Source organism: Pseudomonas sp. DW-iso3 (genome assembly GCF_058725305.1).
Genome location: NZ_JBZXDZ010000002.1, coordinates 335,570 through 350,975, shown reverse-complemented (window position 1 = coordinate 350,975; position 15,406 = coordinate 335,570). Strand labels below are relative to the sequence as shown.

Below are 15,406 nucleotides of genomic sequence, written 5' to 3'. Positions count from 1 at the left end.
AGGCAATAAAAAGCCCGGCCGGGGTCACCCTCGGCCGGGCTTTTTGACGCTTAATCGGCGGTCAATACACCACGACGCACCTGGTCACGTTCGATGGACTCGAACAGCGCCTTGAAGTTGCCCTCGCCAAACCCATCGTCGCCCTTGCGCTGGATGAATTCGAAGAACACCGGGCCCATCAGGGTTTCCGAGAAGATCTGCAGCAGCAGGCGTTTGTCGCCTTCCACGGAAGATCCGTCCAGCAGGATACCGCGTGCCTGCAGTTGATCCACCGGCTCGCCGTGGTCAGGCAGGCGGCCTTCGAGCATTTCGTAATAAGTGTCTGGCGGCGCGGTCATGAAGCGCATGCCGATTTTCTTCAACGCGTCCCAGGTCTTGACCAGGTCGTCGGTGAGGAACGCCACGTGCTGGATGCCTTCGCCGTTGAACTGCATCAGGAACTCTTCGATCTGCCCCGCGCCCTTGGACGACTCTTCGTTCAGCGGGATGCGGATCATGCCGTCCGGCGCACTCATGGCCTTGGAAGTCAGGCCGGTGTACTCGCCCTTGATATCGAAGTAACGCGCTTCACGGAAGTTGAACAATTTCTCGTAGAAGTTGGCCCAGTAGACCATGCGGCCGCGATAGACGTTGTGGGTCAGGTGGTCGATGACTTTGAGACCTGCACCGACCGGATTGCGCTCCACACCTTCGAGGTACACGAAGTCGATGTCGTAGATCGAGCTGCCTTCGCCGAAACGGTCGATCAGGTACAACGGCGCGCCGCCGATGCCCTTGATCGCCGGCAGGTTCAATTCCATCGGCCCGGTGTCAATATGGATCGGTTGGGCGCCGAGTTCCAGGGCGCGGTTGTAGGCCTTTTGCGAATCCTTCACGCGGAACGCCATGCCGCACACCGACGGGCCGTGTTCGGCCGCAAAGTAGGAGGCGATGCTGTTGGGCTCGTTGTTGAGGATCAGGTTGATCTCGCCCTGGCGGTACAGGTGCACGTTCTTGGAACGGTGGGTCGCGACTTTGGTGAAGCCCATGATCTCGAAGATCGGCTCCAGGGTGCCCGGCGTCGGCGACGCGAATTCGATGAATTCAAAGCCCATCAGGCCCATTGGGTTTTCGTATAGATCTGCCATGGTGACACCTCATCATTCTTGTAATAGACACAGTATTAATGGCGAGCAAGGATGAGGTTGCAGGGTGGCGCACAGGAAAGGCCTCGCACGCTGCGGGCGAGGAAGTCACCAAAGATGAGGGGGGAGCCGAGTAGCTTCATGGGGTCATCAGTCTCTGACGGCTTAGGCTTGCGTGAGCGCAAGTCCATATTCTTGTATGCGTAAATCGATTCTACACAGCGTAACCGTATTTGTCCGTACTCTTATCAAATCCCCATTGCCCTGGCGCGTGCAAGGGGTTTGTTGCAGAGGTAGATGCCCAGCAGGATCACCGCCCCGCCGATCAGCATGGGCAGGCTCAACGGTTCATCCAGCAGCAAAGCGCCGCAGATCACCGCGGTGAGGGGGTTAAGCGCTATAAATACGCCGGAACGTGTCGCGCCGATACGGCGGATGCCATCGTAATAGCCGATATAGGCCAGCGCCGAGCCAAGCACGCCGAGGTACGCCAGGCTCAGCCCCTGCGCAGTCTGCAGGCGACCCATTGCTTCAAGTGTAAAGCGGCCCATGATCAGCGTTGTGAGGGTGAGCATCAGGGTTCCCAGCAGTATCGACCAGGTGACCGTCTGCAGCGGCCCAAGGCTCTGGTTCAAGCCACGGGAAAACAGTGAATAGATGCCCCACCCCACGACACACCCGAAGATGAGTAAATCCCCACGCCAGCTGCTGGTTGCTTCATTCAGCACGTGGGGATTGCGACTGACAATGACCACGGCGGCACCCGTCAGACACAGCAGGATCCCAGCGACGTTGCTGGCACCCAGGCGCTCCTTGAACAGCCAACGCGACGCCAGGCCGATCACCGCCGGGTTAAGCGCCACGATCAATGAGGCTCGCGAAGCGTTGATGGACTGCAATCCGTAGAAGAAACACAGGTTGTAGAAAAAAATCCCGAAGAAACCCAGCATCCCCAGTTGCAGTAACTGTCTGGGGCTTGGGCGGGCCAGTGGGATGCGTGCCAAGCCCAGGAATCCCAGTAAGGCCAGGCTGGCCAGCGCGAACCGCAGGCTGGCCGCCAGCAAAGGGTCGACCGTCCCGCTCAGGTAGCGACCGGCCACGAAGGTGCCGCCCCAGATCATGGTGACAGCCGCCAACTTCATATAAGTGATGCGATCTGAGCTCGAATGCACGGGATAGGGCTCTACTGGCTTGAAGGTGCCTGCATTGTTCTGGTAATACAAAGTCATCGTAAAATGAGTGATCACTCATGACCCTGACTCAACTTGAAATCTTCTCGCTGGTGGCCGAGCTGCAAGGCTTTACCAGCGCAGCCCATCGCCTCGGCATCAGCCAGTCGGCAGTGTCCCACGCGATCAAAGGCCTGGAACAGGAACTGGGGGTGGCGTTGTTCAGGCGCCACCATGCCCAGGTCGAGCTGAGCGATATCGGCGCGCAGTTGCTGGGACGCGCTCGGGCGATGCTAGGCCTGGCAAACACCTTGCAACAGGAGGCCGCGGACGCCCGGGGCATGAAACGCGGGACACTGCGCATCGGCTCATTCGGCCCCACCTCCTCGACTTACTTGCTGCCGAAGATTCTCAACCGGTTCCGCGTGGCGTATCCGGGCATTGAGGTGCACGTGGATGAAGGGCCGGACAGACAAGTCATCCAATGGCTCGATGAACGCCGGGTTGATATTGGCTTTGTGGTGCTGGACCAGGAACGCTTCGACACTTTCCCACTGTTCGAGGACCAGATGGTGGCGCTGCTGCCGTCCGATCATAAGCTGGCTGGCCGCGAACACGTGAGCCTCAAGGACTTGTGCAACGACCCTTTCGCGCTGACCGAGGCCGGGTCAACTGAATTAGTGGTGCGCTTGTTCAACGAGGCGCGGCTGACCCCGAATGTGCGTTATCGCTGCTCGCAACTGCTGAGCACCTTGGAAACCGTCAGCCGGGGTGACGCGGTGAGCGTCGTGGCGCAGGCCTCGTTGCCGGCCGGCCACGATCCTCGCTACGTACAGCGCGTATTATCCCCGCGTGTGCCGCGCCAGGTTGGCCTCGCCGTACTGGACCGGCGTCAGTCTTCCCCGGCGACGCTCGCTTTTATCCGTATTGCCCAAGGTCTGGCGTTGTAGCGACGCATACTGGCCAAATGGTTAGGTACCGCGAGCTTATTTCGGTCGGGCCATCTATCATCGACTGAATCTGATTCCTGCAACAGGCCGTTCACCCCATGCCACTGACCATCAACGGCCCGCGAAAACGCGCCAGTCGTTACCTGATCACCTCACTGAGTGCGCTGCTGCCGATTGCGCTCGGGGTCATCATCCTGCACTGGCAAGCCGAACGTACCTTGCAACAAAGTTCGGCCCAGACCGCGCAGGAGGCGGTGCGCCAATTCGACCTGATGCTCGACAACACCGCCCTCGCCGCCCAGGCCTTGCTGCCATTGGCGGGGCAACCCTGTGATAGCGGCGCACAGCTGGCGCTGCGCGAACAGGTCACTCGCAGGCCCTTTGTGCGTGCGACCACCCTGTCCTGGCAAAAAAACATCTATTGCAGCTCATTGTTCGGCAGCAACTACATGTCACCGGTCAACCCGGATGACTATGTGGCCGGCCAGTTATGGCTGATGAATGGCAACCCGGTGACCCCCGACACCGCACTGCTGGTCTACCGGCTGGTTGACGGTGACAAGGCCGCTTTTGCTTCGATAGACGGCTATCACCTGACCAACGCCCTGCGCCTGATCAACCTATACGCCCATCTGGTACTGCAGGTTGGCCCGAATTGGCTGGGGACTGATGGCAAGGTGCGTGACACGGCGATGCCGGTATTTGCCGTGGCTAACGAGCACTTGGCGTCCGAACGCTATCACTACAGCGTCAACGCAGGCATGCCGGCGGGCGAAGTGTGGCGCTACATGCAGGCCCGTTACCCGGCAATGTTCAGCCTGATCGTGTTTTTTGGCGTGCTGGCGGGTTTTTTGGCCCACTGGCTGCAAAAGCGCTCCTCGGCACCGACTCAAGAATTGCAACGGGCGCTGGGTGCCAATGAGTTCATTCCGTATTTCCAGCCAGTGGTAAGGGGGGATACCCGCGAGTGGGCGGGATGTGAAGTACTGATGCGCTGGCAACATCCCAAAGAAGGCCTGGTGCGGCCCGACCTGTTTATTCCTCTGGCCGAGCACTCTGGCCTGATAGTCCCCATGACCCGTGCCCTGTTACGCCAGACCGCGGCACAACTGTCGCCCCACGCGTCGCGTTTCAGCCCTGGGTTTCATATCGGCGTCAACATCACCGCACGCCACTGCCAGGATTTGGCCTTGGTGGATGACTGCCGAGAGTTTCTCGCCGCCTTTCCCGTTGGCCAGGTCACCCTGGTGCTGGAGTTGACCGAGCGCGAGCTGATCGTGCCCACCGATATCACCCGCCGCCTGTTCGACGCCCTGCATCAACTGGGGGTGATGATCGCTATTGATGACTTTGGAACCGGCCACTCAAGCCTGGGCTATTTACGTAACTTCAATGTCGACTACTTGAAGATCGACCAGAGTTTTGTCGCCATGATCGGTGCGGATGCATTATCGCTGCATATTCTCGACAGCATCATTGAACTGTCCGGCAAACTCGACTTGGGCATCGTTGCAGAAGGTGTGGAAACGCCTGAACAGTCCGATTACCTGGCCGCCCAAGGCGTGGACTTCCTGCAGGGCTACCTGTTCGGAAAGCCATTGCCGTGCGACGAATTTATTCAATCACTGGTCAGCCATTGAATAGCCATGCACTACCTGCGCTGAAATAATTTTATTTAGCCAAAAGACATGATTTACTCTTAGCACATTAACTACTACAATTTTTTCAGCCTGTGCAGAACTCGCGAGACGGCTTCTTTCTTGAGTCGCCTTAAAGCGCTTGGCTTATAGCTTTGTCTGCAGTTGATATCAGCCAAACACACTATTGGAGTACCTATTTTGTCCAGACTCGCCGAATTTCGCGCAGCCGAAAAAGCCCTTCAAGAGCAGCTTGCCCAGCTGGAGTCCCTGAAAAACGACGCCGGCCTGAAGAAAGAAATCGAATTCGAAGAAAAGCTCCAGGGCCTGATGAAGACCTACGGCAAAAGCCTGCGTGACATCATTTCCATCCTTGATCCAAACCCGGGCAAGTCCAGCGCTGCTGCCGTCAGCGCACCAAAACAGCGCCGCGCCCGCGTGGTCAAGGTTTACCAGAACCCACACACCGGTGAGCTGATCGAAACCAAAGGCGGCAACCACCGTGGCCTCAAGGCCTGGAAAGAACAGTACGGCGCTGCCACTGTAGACTCCTGGCTTCGCGGCTGATCGCACTGCACTAACAAAGAGCCCCGCTTAAGCGGGGCTTTTTTATTTCAACGGTTCGAAATCGAACTTAAATAACGTTTCATTATGTTCAGAACCGCCGGACATTACACACTTAAAGTTTGAGGCTATCGCGCACCGAACTGACTTCGTCCTTGCTGGCTTCGTACGCATCCGCCTGCCCTGCGTATGAAAAAACATACGCCTTATCGGCATCAACCGCGCCCACCAATGTTTGCGAAAGCACGTGACGCCCGTTTTCGGTTATCACACACGTAGTTTCCAACGCGTCAAGATGACTCAATGTTGTAGGGCGCATCTTGCTGCACACACTTTGATAACCACCTTGGGCAAAATCTTTCTGGATGGACTTGCGCATCTCCAGCAGTACGCCTTGAAGATTAACCTTATGCCCCGCTTCAATCGGCGTCCCCGTCAACTCCATCACCATCAAGGTCGCGCCATTTTCATCATTCTTTATCGCACGCTGTCGCGACACCGGCTGGGGTTTGGCAGGTGCGTCACCATCCGGGACAACCTCTTCAACCTGCCAGCCACTGGGCCAATGAATTTCGGGGTCGGCCGCCAGCACGAAGGAACTGCCCAACAGCACACACACAGCGCTCAACAGCGGTTTACGAAATGCGATCATTGTGAAAAATACCCAAGGTTCAAGCGCCAAAGTTTGAGCCCCCGCGCCCATGTGTCGCAAGGCTTGCTTGGGCTTTTTCATTTGGCGCCTGGGGCGAGCCTTGCGTATCATGGTCCGGCTGCACGGATGCCAGCCGCAAGCCAAGGAACCGCTCACATTTCAGAGCCGCGTTTGCCCCATTTTTTCTGGAGGGCCCATGAGCCTGCACGAACTGAACACTTTCCCGGGCGTCACTGCCCAACCGGACACCGCCACCACGAACTTCGTGTTCAACCACACCATGCTGCGGGTCAAGGACATCACCAAGTCTCTGGACTTCTACACCCGCGTCCTCGGTTTCTCCCTGGTTGAAAAGCGTGACTTTCCGGAAGCCGAATTCAGCCTGTACTTCCTGGCCCTGGTGGACAAGTCCCAGATTCCGGCCGACGCCGCCGAGCGTACCCAGTGGATGAAGTCGATCCCAGGTATCCTGGAACTGACCCACAACCATGGCACCGAAAACGACGCCGACTTTGCCTACCACAATGGTAATACCGACCCACGTGGTTTTGGTCACATCTGTATCTCGGTGCCGGATATCGTCGCTGCCTGCGAACGTTTCGAAGCCCTAGGCTGCGACTTCCAGAAACGCCTGACCGATGGCCGCATGAAAAGCCTGGCCTTCATCAAGGACCCGGACGCGTACTGGGTCGAGATTATCCAGCCCGCACCGCTATAACGAAAAAAACCCCATGATCGCTCATGGGGTTTTCATTGCGGCTTCGGATTTACGCCGGAGCGGAAGTGCGGATCAGGTGATCGAAAGCACTCAGGGAAGCCTTGGCACCCTCGCCCACCGCAATCACGATCTGCTTGTACGGCACCGTCGTCACGTCGCCGGCGGCGAACACACCTGGCAGTGAAGTCTCACCACGCGCATCGACGATGATTTCGCCACGCGGCGTCAGCTCCACGGTGCCTTTGAGCCAGTCGGTGTTGGGCAGCAAACCGATCTGTACGAAGATACCTTCCAGGTCAATGGTCTTGAACTCGCCGCTGTCGCGATCCTTGTACGCCAGGCCGGTGACTTTCTGGCCATCACCTTTCACTTCGCTGGTCAGCGCGCTGGTGATCACGTCAACGTTGGGCAGGCTGTAGAGCTTGCGTTGCAACACGGCGTCGGCGCGCAACTTGCTGTCGAACTCAAGCAAGGTGACGTGGCTGACGATGCCGGCCAGGTCGATGGCCGCTTCAACGCCGGAGTTACCACCGCCGATCACCGCCACACGCTTGCCCTTGAACAGCGGGCCGTCGCAGTGCGGGCAGAAGCACACGCCTTTGGCCTTGTATTCCTGCTCGCCCGGCACACCCATTTCGCGCCAGCGGGCGCCGGTGGCCAGGATCACGGTCTTGGACTTGAGGGTCGCGCCGCTTTCGAAACGAATTTCGTGCAGGTCACCGGCGTTTTTCGCCGGCACCAGGCTGCTGGCGCGCTGCAGGTTCATGATGTCCACGTCGTACTGGCGTACATGGGCTTCCAGGGCGCTGGCCAGTTTTGGGCCTTCGGTTTCCTGCACCGAGATGAAGTTCTCGATGGACATGGTGTCCAGCACCTGGCCACCAAAACGCTCGGCAGCGACGCCGGTACGAATGCCTTTACGTGCGGCATAGATGGCCGCCGAAGAACCGGCTGGACCACCACCGACGACAAGCACATCAAAGGCGTCTTTGGCACTGATTTTCTCGGCGGCTTTTTCGATCCCACTGGTGTCGAGCTTGGCGAGAATTTCTTCCAGGCCCATGCGGCCCTGGCCGAAGTTCACACCGTTCAAGTAAACGCTGGGCACCGCCATGATCTGACGTTCGTCGACTTCAGCCTGGAACAGCGCGCCATCGATGGCGACGTGGCGAATGTTCGGGTTGAGCACGGCCATCAGGTTGAGCGCCTGGACCACGTCCGGGCAGTTCTGGCAGGACAGCGAAAAGTAGGTCTCGAAGCTGAACTCGCCTTTAAGGGCGCGGATCTGTTCAATCACTTCGACACTGGCCTTCGACGGGTGGCCACCGACTTGCAGCAGGGCCAGCACCAACGAAGTGAATTCATGACCCATGGGGATGCCGGCAAAACGCAGGCTGATCTCGGCACCCGGGCGGTTGATGGAGAACGACGGCTTACGCGCATCATCACCATCGGTTTTCAGGGTAATCAGCGTCGTGAGGCTGACAACATCCTGCAAAAGGGCAAGCATTTCCTGGGATTTCGCGCCGTCGTCGAGGGAGGCGACGATCTCGATCGGCTGGGTGACCCGTTCCAGGTATGACTTCAACTGAGCTTTAAGATTGGCGTCCAACATACGGGCGATTTCCTGTTTATTCGGTTTATTGCAGACAAAAAAACGCCCGAGCGAATCTCGCCCGGGCGTTTTGGGGGCGGATGCAGCTTACTTAAGTGCGGAATACCGCCCTTGAGACTTCACAGACTTAGATCTTGCCGACCAGGTCCAGGGACGGAGCCAGAGTAGCCTCGCCTTCTTTCCACTTGGCTGGGCACACTTCGCCCGGGTGGGCAGCGACGTACTGAGCCGCTTTGATTTTGCGCAGCAGCTCGGAAGCGTCACGGCCAACACCGCCGTCGTTCAGCTCAACGATCTTGATCTGACCTTCTGGGTTGATCACGAACGTACCGCGGTCTGCCAGGCCAGCTTCTTCGATCAGTACGTCGAAGTTGCGGGAGATGGTCAGGGTTGGGTCACCGATCATGGTGTACTGGATTTTGCCGATGGCTGGCGAGGTGTTGTGCCAAGCAGCGTGGGCAAAGTGGGTGTCGGTGGAAACGCTATAGATTTCGACGCCCAGCTTCTGGAATTCGGCGTAGTTGTCAGCCAGGTCTTCCAGTTCGGTTGGGCAAACGAAGGTGAAGTCGGCTGGGTAGAAGAACACAACGGACCACTTGCCTTTCAGATCGGCGTCGGACACATCTACGAAGTTGCCGTTTTTGTAGGCGGTAGCTTTGAACGGTTTTACTTGGCTGTTGATGATAGGCATCGTTGACTCTCCGTCAGGTTTTGTAGAAGGGCTTAAAGTTGATGAAGTGAATCCTACCCACTCTTTGAGCCGATGGCTCATTGGCAAACCTGATGCTGACGATTGGTTTTCCCTATCAGGAGACTGTATTAATAGAAGAAATCTCAAAGTAGCGGTTGCGTCGCCAGGGTCATGCCAAGAAAGGGCGTCGCTTCAACATAGCGCATGGCGGATTTCATGTCGCTCCAGCCGACGTAACTCATCAACGACTTCAAATCCCAGCCGCTGCGATGGGCCCACGTGGCAAACCCACGACGTAATGAGTGGCTGGTGTATTGCTCGGCGGGAATCCCCGCACGCTCCAGCGCCTGGCGCAGCAATGGGATTACGCTGTTGGGGTGCAACCCCTCCTCCCCCAGGTTGCCCCAGCGATCGATGCCGCGAAATACCGGGCCACGCACCAACGCCGAGGCACTGAGCCACTCGTTGTAGGCCTGCACCGGGCACAGGCGTAACAGCGCCGGGGTGTGATAGGTCTTGCCGAGGTTGTCGCGGTCGCTTTTGCTGCGTGGCAGATACACGCTGATGCCCGCGCCGGGCGTGGCGTGAACATGCTCGATCTCGAGACGGCACAGCTCATCACTGCGAAACCCGCGCCAGAAGCCCAGCAGGATCAGTGCGGTGTCGCGCTTGGCGCGCAGTAGCCGAGGCAGGTCGTGGGCCGCGGCCTTTGCCTCGCTCTCAAGGGACGCCACCACCTGCTCCAGGTGCTTGAGCTGCAAAGGTTCGGCCTGTTTCTCCTGCACCGGGTGCACGGCGCGAATACCCTTGAGCACTTTGCGCACCACCGGCGCCTTGGTCGGATCGGGAAAGCCCTGGCTCGTGTGCCACTGCGCTAAAGCCGAAAGCCGCAACTTCAGCGTGTTGACCGCCAATACCCCGGCATGCGCCACCAGATAACGCGCCACGCTGTCGCTGGTGGCGGGCAGGAACCCTCCCCAACTCACTTCGAAATGTTCGATGGCGGCGCGATAGCTGCGTCGCGTGTTATCGCGGGTGGCGGCATTGAGATAACGGTCCAGATCGCTCATGGGAGGCCTATTCGTACGGCTGGCAGGTGCTTGCGCGGTTCAAACGCATATGACACGGGATAATACGCCAATATCCCATCTGTTAAATCATGAATTCAAACCGTATTTTGTTCATGATATGATACGTATATAAATACCATGTACCACAATACGAAATCGACGGAGACCCCATGGCTCGCGGCGGCATTAACAAAGCAGTAGTTCAAACGGCGCGCTTGGCAATCCTCGCCCGCGGCGAAAACCCCAGCATCGACGCCGTACGCATCGAAATGGGCAATACGGGCTCGAAAACCACGATTCATCGCTATCTGAAGGAGCTCGACGAGAGCGAGACCCGTGCCACCATTACCGAGGCGCCTATCGACGACGAGCTTGGCGAGTTAGTGGCGCGCCTGGCGCAACGATTAAAGGAAAAAGCCCAGGAGCCTATCGATCTGGCCATGGCGCAGTTCGAGCAACAGAAAGCCGCCCTGCTCACCCAGGTCGAAGCCCTTGAAGAGGCCCACAGCCAGCTCAAGCAACAATTTGATATCCAGGCCGCCGCCCTTGCAGAGGAAAGCGCCGCGCTGCAAACCGCCAGCACCAGCCTGCAGACCGAACAAACCCGTAACGCCGGGCTGAGCCAGGCGTGCAGTGATTACGAGTTAAGGATCAGCGACAAGGACGAGCAGATTCGCTCACTGGAAGAAAAGCATTTACACGCCCGGGATGCCTTGGAGCATTACCGCCATGCAATCAAGGAGCAGCGTGAGCAGGAACAGCGTCGCCACGAAGGTCAACTGCAACAGGTCCAGGCCGAACTGCGCCAAGCGCAGCAGAGCGCCATGGTGCGCCAGGATGAAATCACCCAGCTGCATCGCGACAATGAGCGACTGTTGATCGAGCATCGAGTGGCATCGAAAGCGTTGACGGCGCTACAGGAACAATCCCGCAAAGATCAGGCCCAGCTGCTCAAGCTGAATGAACAAGTGGGCCTGATTGACAGCGAACGCACCCTGCTGCAGGAGCGTCTGCGCGTTGCCGTGCTGGAGAGCCAGTCACGCCAGGCAGCATTGGCGGAACACCAGCACGCCAACAAAACCTTGGAATTGGACCTGATCAAGGCCCAGGCCAGCCTTGAGGCATTGCGCCTGGCGACCGTCGTTGCGACGGCGCCAGAGGCAACGCCCGAGGACTGATCAGTCGGCCACAGGCGTGCGCATGGTGACAAACTCTTCCGCCGCCGTGGGGTGTACGCCGATGGTGTCATCGAAATGCTGCTTGGTCGCACCCGCTTTGAGTGCGATCGCCAGGCCCTGGACGATTTCACCCGCGTCCGGACCGACCATGTGGCAACCCAACACTTGATCGGTATCGGCGTCCACCACCAGCTTCATCAGGGTCTTTTCCTGGCACTCGGTCAGGGTCAGCTTCATCGGCCGGAAACGGCTTTCAAAGATCTGCACCTTGTGGCCCTTCTCTTTCGCTTCTTCTTCGGTGAGGCCCACGGTGCCAATGTTCGGCAGGCTAAACACCGCGGTCGGGATCATCGCGTAGTCGACCGGGCGATACTGCTCAGGCTTGAACAGGCGGCGCGCCACGGCCATGCCCTCGGCCAGGGCCACCGGCGTCAGTTGCACGCGACCGATCACATCGCCGATGGCCAGGATTGATGCATCGGCGGTCTGGTACTGGTCATCCACCTCAATGAAGCCGCGCTTGTCGAGTTTGACGCCGGTATTCTCCAGCCCCAGGTTGTCCAGCATCGGACGCCGCCCGGTGGCGTAGAACACACAGTCGGCCTCCAGCACGCGGCCGTCCTTCAAAGTCGCCTTGAGGCTGCCGTCGGCCTGCTTGTCGATACGCTCGATATCGGCATTGAATTGCAGATCCAGGCCACGCTTGGTCAGCTCTTCTTTCAGGTGCGTGCGCACCGAACCGTCGAAACCGCGCAGGAACAGATCACCGCGATACAGCAGCGTGGTTTGCGCGCCCAGGCCATGGAAGATTCCTGCGAACTCCACGGCAATGTAACCACCCCCGACGACCAGTACGCGCTTCGGCAATTCCTTGAGGAAGAACGCCTCATTGGAGCCAATGGCATGTTCATGCCCCGGAATCTCCGGAATTTGCGGCCAGCCACCCGTCGCAATCAGAACATGCTTGGCGGTGAAGCGCTCGCCATTGATCTCGACCTGATGCGCATCGACCAGCCGCGCATGCCCTTCGTGCAACGTCACGCCGCTGTTGACCAGCAAGTTGCGGTAGATGCCATTGAGGCGGTTGATCTCACGATCCTTGTTGGCGATCAGGGTGGCCCAATCAAAATTCGCCTCACCCAGGGACCAGCCAAACCCACTGGCCTGCTCAAAGTCTTCGGCGAAATGTGCGCCGTACACCAGCAGCTTTTTCGGTACGCAGCCGACGTTGACGCAGGTACCGCCCAGGTAACGGCTTTCCGCCACAGCCACCTTGGCTCCAAAGCCCGCGGCAAAACGGGCCGCACGAACACCGCCGGAACCGGCGCCAATCACATACAGGTCAAAATCGTAGGCCATTTCACTCTCCTCGGCAGGCAATCAGCATACCGACTTACATGGGGCTGAAAAACGAAAAAGCCACCCTAAGGTGGCTTTTTTAGAACAGGCTGCTTATTGGGTTAATCAGTAAGCCTTACCAGTCTTGTAGAAGTGTTCGTAGCAGAAGTTGGTCGCCTCGATGTAGCCTTCAGCGCCGCCGCAGTCGAAACGCTGGCCCTTGAACTTGTAGGCAATCACGCAACCGTCTTTGGCTTGCTTGAGCAGGGCGTCGGTGATTTGGATTTCGCCGCCCTTGCCTGGCTCGGTTTCTTCGATCAACTTGAAGATATCCGGGGTCAGGATGTAACGACCAATGATTGCCAGGTTGGAAGGTGCATCTTCCGGTGCTGGTTTTTCAACCATGTCACGTACGCGGATCAGGCCATCGCCAATGTCGTCGCCGGCGATAACGCCGTACTTGTTGGTTTCAGTCGGGTTCACTTCCATCACTGCAACGATGGTGCAACGGTATTTCTGGTACAGCTTGACCATCTGGGTCAGCACACCATCGCCTTCCAGGTTCACACACAGGTCATCCGCCAGTACCACGGCGAACGGCTCGTCACCGATCAGCGGGCGACCGGTCAGGATGGCGTGGCCAAGGCCTTTCATCTGGGTCTGACGCGTGTAGGAGAACGAGCACTCGTCCAGCAGTTTGCGGATGCCGACCAGGTATTTTTCCTTGTCGGTGCCCTTGATCTGGTTTTCCAGCTCGTAGCTGATGTCGAAGTGGTCTTCCAGCGCGCGCTTACCACGGCCAGTGACGATGGAGATCTCGTTCAGACCGGCATCCAGGGCCTCTTCGACGCCGTACTGAATCAGTGGCTTGTTCACCACCGGCAGCATCTCTTTGGGCATGGCTTTGGTCGCTGGCAGGAAGCGAGTGCCGTAACCGGCTGCTGGGAACAAGCATTTCTTGATCATATAAGTCCTTACAAAGGGCTGTGCGTACGGAATTCGGCGCAGTCTAATCAGGCCGCAGTCACCTTACAATGGGTCCTGCTGGCGTTGCGATGTCATCATAGAGAAAAAATCTCAGCGTAAGTTCCGCTGATCTTACGAGGCGCATGCTCACCGCCTCGGCGAAAGACGCTTGCCCCTCAATGTATCAAAGGGCTGCACCCTTTTTAGCACGCTTTTGCAACCGGAACACTGACTTGGAATAACGTGCGCTGGATTGCGGTATTTGGCGCTATCATAAGGGCCTTGAACCACACCACGAGATACTTGATAGATGTCAGAACCAAAAGGCGTGAACGGCTACCTGATCACACAGCGAGCGGATGGCTGGCATTTGATCAACTTCCACGGCGACAGCGTCGCCGGCGCATTTCCGAGCGAAAGCCAGGCTATCGCCGTAGCTGAAGTGTTCGTGGATGAAGCGGGGCATGCATCGAGCAAACGGCCGAAAGGCAAGTAAACCTTGCAGGCTGCGCGAAAAAGCCCCGATTAACGGGGCTTTTTCGTGCTCGGAACCGTAACCTCATTGATACCGATCTCGGTAAAACTCTTCCCACCGAATTGAATTATTTTTTATTGATACCTCTATAAGCTGCTCGACTGGCATGCCTTCTGGGGGCCACTGTATGCCAGGGGGCCATGCTGGGGGCCGAACTGGGGGCCAGTCCAATTGTTGGGGCCACTCTGCGGGCCGAGCTGGGCATTCGGTCCTCGGTGGCTCGGGAGCAACTACGGGCGGCTGCCATTTAGTGACGTCAACGACGAACAAGTGCTTTAGAGAGGATGGGTACTTAGATCTATAGTTTGAGGCGCCTAACATCGCGATCATCGAGTTGCGAACAACTCTGCTATCAACGTTATTTTCGTTTGTCGGCGCTTCGTACGTTGCCACTCCACCTACTAATGACACAAGTTCGTACGCTTCTCCGGCGCTATATTTCACTACACGCGTCACTTCACTAGCATTTCCCTCGCAAAATTCCTCTGGGATGTACGACACTTTAACTGTATCCATTTCGCTCATGATAGCGCCTCCCGGCTCATTCCCATCGTCTCAAGCATCCGACCGATACCGCATGTCACGCGCGTAAACGTTCTACTCGCTTCCCTTGAATGCCCGCGCTTTCTGCCTGGTTCGTTTGCCCGCATCGTTACGTTGTCCGCTGGTCGTCAGACGTTGCTCACCTGCACCGCTAAGCGTCAGGAATAACGTTCCGACCAGTGAGCGCCATTGTGAATTAACCGGGAATTGACTGAGTACTGTGAGAAATACTAGTTTTTTAGACCCATTCGGAATCTACAAACGCAGCGTAACTCTCAGTCTCTATTTGCCGCTGAGACAAAAACACCGTCCAACACGACTCGCCCGCTCACATCCGTTAAACTTTCGACCGAATCAATGCAAAAATGCCGCACAAACCCTAGGTTTACTCGGCATTCGTCTTTTTGGGGAAGTCTTTCATGAAACGCGAACACGTCATGGCTCGCCAGGCCGAAGGCCAGATAACGGCCACTCACATCATCCAGAGCCCGGCCGATCTTGGGGAGTGGATCGTATTCTTCAAGAAAAGCGGTGGCCGCAGTTTTTTCCTGGTGGACGATCAGGACGAGGTTGAGTCTTTCCCTCGCCTGGATGATCTGGTGGAGACTATCCGTGGATTAGGCATCAAGTTTGCCGATATTCAAATGTAGGCGTAA

15 protein-coding genes are annotated in these 15,406 nt (G+C 57.6%); 7 read left to right on the top strand and 8 right to left on the bottom strand.

Going from position 1 to position 15,406, the window contains the following annotated elements; genetic code table 11:
• Positions 1–50 precede the first annotated feature (50 nt).
• Both hppD and AC4PS7_RS07360 read right to left on the bottom strand, forming a co-directional pair.
• Complete coding sequence (gene hppD, locus AC4PS7_RS07365; RefSeq protein WP_021493116.1) at positions 51–1,127, bottom strand: 4-hydroxyphenylpyruvate dioxygenase; 1,077 nt, start codon at positions 1,125–1,127, stop codon at positions 51–53.
• Between the two features lie 245 nt (positions 1,128–1,372).
• Positions 1,373–2,296 (bottom strand): DMT family transporter, encoded by a 924-nt coding sequence (locus AC4PS7_RS07360; protein ID WP_038454137.1) that lies wholly within the window; start codon positions 2,294–2,296, stop codon positions 1,373–1,375.
• Positions 2,297–2,373: 77 nt separating this feature from the next.
• On the opposite strand from AC4PS7_RS07360, the gene AC4PS7_RS07355 reads away from it, so the two are divergent.
• The 3 genes from AC4PS7_RS07355 (at position 2,374) to AC4PS7_RS07345 (ending at position 5,447) form a co-directional block, all read left to right on the top strand.
• Complete coding sequence (locus tag AC4PS7_RS07355) at positions 2,374–3,243, top strand: LysR family transcriptional regulator (RefSeq protein ID WP_492179258.1); 870 nt, start codon at positions 2,374–2,376, stop codon at positions 3,241–3,243.
• Between the two features lie 98 nt (positions 3,244–3,341).
• Entirely contained in the window at positions 3,342–4,883 is a 1,542-nt protein-coding gene (locus AC4PS7_RS07350) for an EAL domain-containing protein (protein WP_010210368.1), read from the top strand.
• A gap of 198 nt (positions 4,884–5,081) precedes the next feature.
• Positions 5,082–5,447: a histone-like nucleoid-structuring protein, MvaT/MvaU family gene (locus AC4PS7_RS07345; protein ID WP_021493114.1), complete on the top strand. Its 366-nt coding sequence runs from the start codon at positions 5,082–5,084 to the stop codon at positions 5,445–5,447.
• A gap of 112 nt (positions 5,448–5,559) precedes the next feature.
• Here the strand turns inward: AC4PS7_RS07345 and AC4PS7_RS07340 are convergent, their stop codons facing one another.
• Positions 5,560–6,096, bottom strand: coding sequence for a DUF4946 domain-containing protein (locus AC4PS7_RS07340; protein ID WP_031291339.1), 537 nt, complete (start codon positions 6,094–6,096; stop codon positions 5,560–5,562).
• 196 nt (positions 6,097–6,292) lie between these two features.
• Here AC4PS7_RS07340 and gloA point away from each other — a divergent pair, with 196 nt between their 5' ends.
• Positions 6,293–6,814: a lactoylglutathione lyase gene (gene gloA, locus AC4PS7_RS07335; RefSeq protein WP_010210364.1), complete on the top strand. Its 522-nt coding sequence runs from the start codon at positions 6,293–6,295 to the stop codon at positions 6,812–6,814.
• 49 nt (positions 6,815–6,863) lie between these two features.
• Here the strand turns inward: gloA and ahpF are convergent, their stop codons facing one another.
• From ahpF to AC4PS7_RS07320, 3 genes are all read right to left on the bottom strand, one after another.
• A complete protein-coding gene (ahpF, locus tag AC4PS7_RS07330; protein ID WP_021493112.1) occupies positions 6,864–8,429 on the bottom strand; it encodes an alkyl hydroperoxide reductase subunit F in 1,566 nt (521 codons plus the stop codon).
• 127 nt (positions 8,430–8,556) lie between these two features.
• The gene (gene ahpC / locus AC4PS7_RS07325) at positions 8,557–9,120 is read right to left on the bottom strand and encodes an alkyl hydroperoxide reductase subunit C (RefSeq protein ID WP_010210361.1); all 564 of its coding nucleotides are present in this window, start codon (positions 9,118–9,120) and stop codon (positions 8,557–8,559) included.
• A gap of 143 nt (positions 9,121–9,263) precedes the next feature.
• A complete protein-coding gene (locus AC4PS7_RS07320) occupies positions 9,264–10,190 on the bottom strand; it encodes a site-specific integrase (RefSeq protein ID WP_492179257.1) in 927 nt (308 codons plus the stop codon).
• A gap of 170 nt (positions 10,191–10,360) precedes the next feature.
• On the opposite strand from AC4PS7_RS07320, the gene AC4PS7_RS07315 reads away from it, so the two are divergent.
• The gene (locus AC4PS7_RS07315) at positions 10,361–11,368 is read left to right on the top strand and encodes a DNA-binding protein (RefSeq protein WP_010210357.1); all 1,008 of its coding nucleotides are present in this window, start codon (positions 10,361–10,363) and stop codon (positions 11,366–11,368) included.
• On the opposite strand, the gene gorA is transcribed toward AC4PS7_RS07315, so the two are convergent.
• A complete protein-coding gene (gene gorA / locus AC4PS7_RS07310; RefSeq protein ID WP_010210355.1) occupies positions 11,369–12,727 on the bottom strand; it encodes a glutathione-disulfide reductase in 1,359 nt (452 codons plus the stop codon).
• A 105-nt stretch (positions 12,728–12,832) separates the two neighbouring features.
• On the bottom strand, positions 12,833–13,672 hold the full coding sequence (gene galU, locus AC4PS7_RS07305; RefSeq protein ID WP_003173830.1) for a UTP--glucose-1-phosphate uridylyltransferase GalU: 840 nt from the start codon (positions 13,670–13,672) through the stop codon (positions 12,833–12,835).
• Positions 13,673–13,982: 310 nt separating this feature from the next.
• Between galU and AC4PS7_RS07300 the strand changes: the two genes are divergently transcribed.
• Together AC4PS7_RS07300 and AC4PS7_RS07295 are read left to right on the top strand one after the other, a co-directional pair.
• A complete protein-coding gene (locus AC4PS7_RS07300) occupies positions 13,983–14,168 on the top strand; it encodes a hypothetical protein (protein ID WP_010210353.1) in 186 nt (61 codons plus the stop codon).
• Positions 14,169–15,169: 1,001 nt separating this feature from the next.
• Entirely contained in the window at positions 15,170–15,400 is a 231-nt protein-coding gene (locus AC4PS7_RS07295) for a hypothetical protein (RefSeq protein ID WP_010210351.1), read from the top strand.
• The last annotated feature ends 6 nt before the right edge of the window (positions 15,401–15,406 follow it).

Excerpts from the sequence above, each read along its gene's own strand:
- hppD (WP_021493116.1), bottom strand. The coding sequence starts at position 1,127 with ATGGCAGATCTATACGAAAACCCAATGGGCCTGATGGGCTTTGAATTC.
- AC4PS7_RS07355 (WP_492179258.1), top strand. The coding sequence starts at position 2,374 with ATGACCCTGACTCAACTTGAAATCTTCTCGCTGGTGGCCGAGCTGCAA.
- AC4PS7_RS07350 (WP_010210368.1), top strand. The coding sequence starts at position 3,342 with ATGCCACTGACCATCAACGGCCCGCGAAAACGCGCCAGTCGTTACCTG.
- AC4PS7_RS07340 (WP_031291339.1), bottom strand. The coding sequence starts at position 6,096 with ATGATCGCATTTCGTAAACCGCTGTTGAGCGCTGTGTGTGTGCTGTTG.
- gloA (WP_010210364.1), top strand. The coding sequence starts at position 6,293 with ATGAGCCTGCACGAACTGAACACTTTCCCGGGCGTCACTGCCCAACCG.
- ahpF (WP_021493112.1), bottom strand. The coding sequence starts at position 8,429 with ATGTTGGACGCCAATCTTAAAGCTCAGTTGAAGTCATACCTGGAACGG.
- ahpC (WP_010210361.1), bottom strand. The coding sequence starts at position 9,120 with ATGCCTATCATCAACAGCCAAGTAAAACCGTTCAAAGCTACCGCCTAC.
- AC4PS7_RS07320 (WP_492179257.1), bottom strand. The coding sequence starts at position 10,190 with ATGAGCGATCTGGACCGTTATCTCAATGCCGCCACCCGCGATAACACG.
- AC4PS7_RS07315 (WP_010210357.1), top strand. The coding sequence starts at position 10,361 with ATGGCTCGCGGCGGCATTAACAAAGCAGTAGTTCAAACGGCGCGCTTG.
- gorA (WP_010210355.1), bottom strand. The coding sequence starts at position 12,727 with ATGGCCTACGATTTTGACCTGTATGTGATTGGCGCCGGTTCCGGCGGT.
- galU (WP_003173830.1), bottom strand. The coding sequence starts at position 13,672 with ATGATCAAGAAATGCTTGTTCCCAGCAGCCGGTTACGGCACTCGCTTC.
- AC4PS7_RS07300 (WP_010210353.1), top strand. The coding sequence starts at position 13,983 with ATGTCAGAACCAAAAGGCGTGAACGGCTACCTGATCACACAGCGAGCG.
- AC4PS7_RS07295 (WP_010210351.1), top strand. The coding sequence starts at position 15,170 with ATGAAACGCGAACACGTCATGGCTCGCCAGGCCGAAGGCCAGATAACG.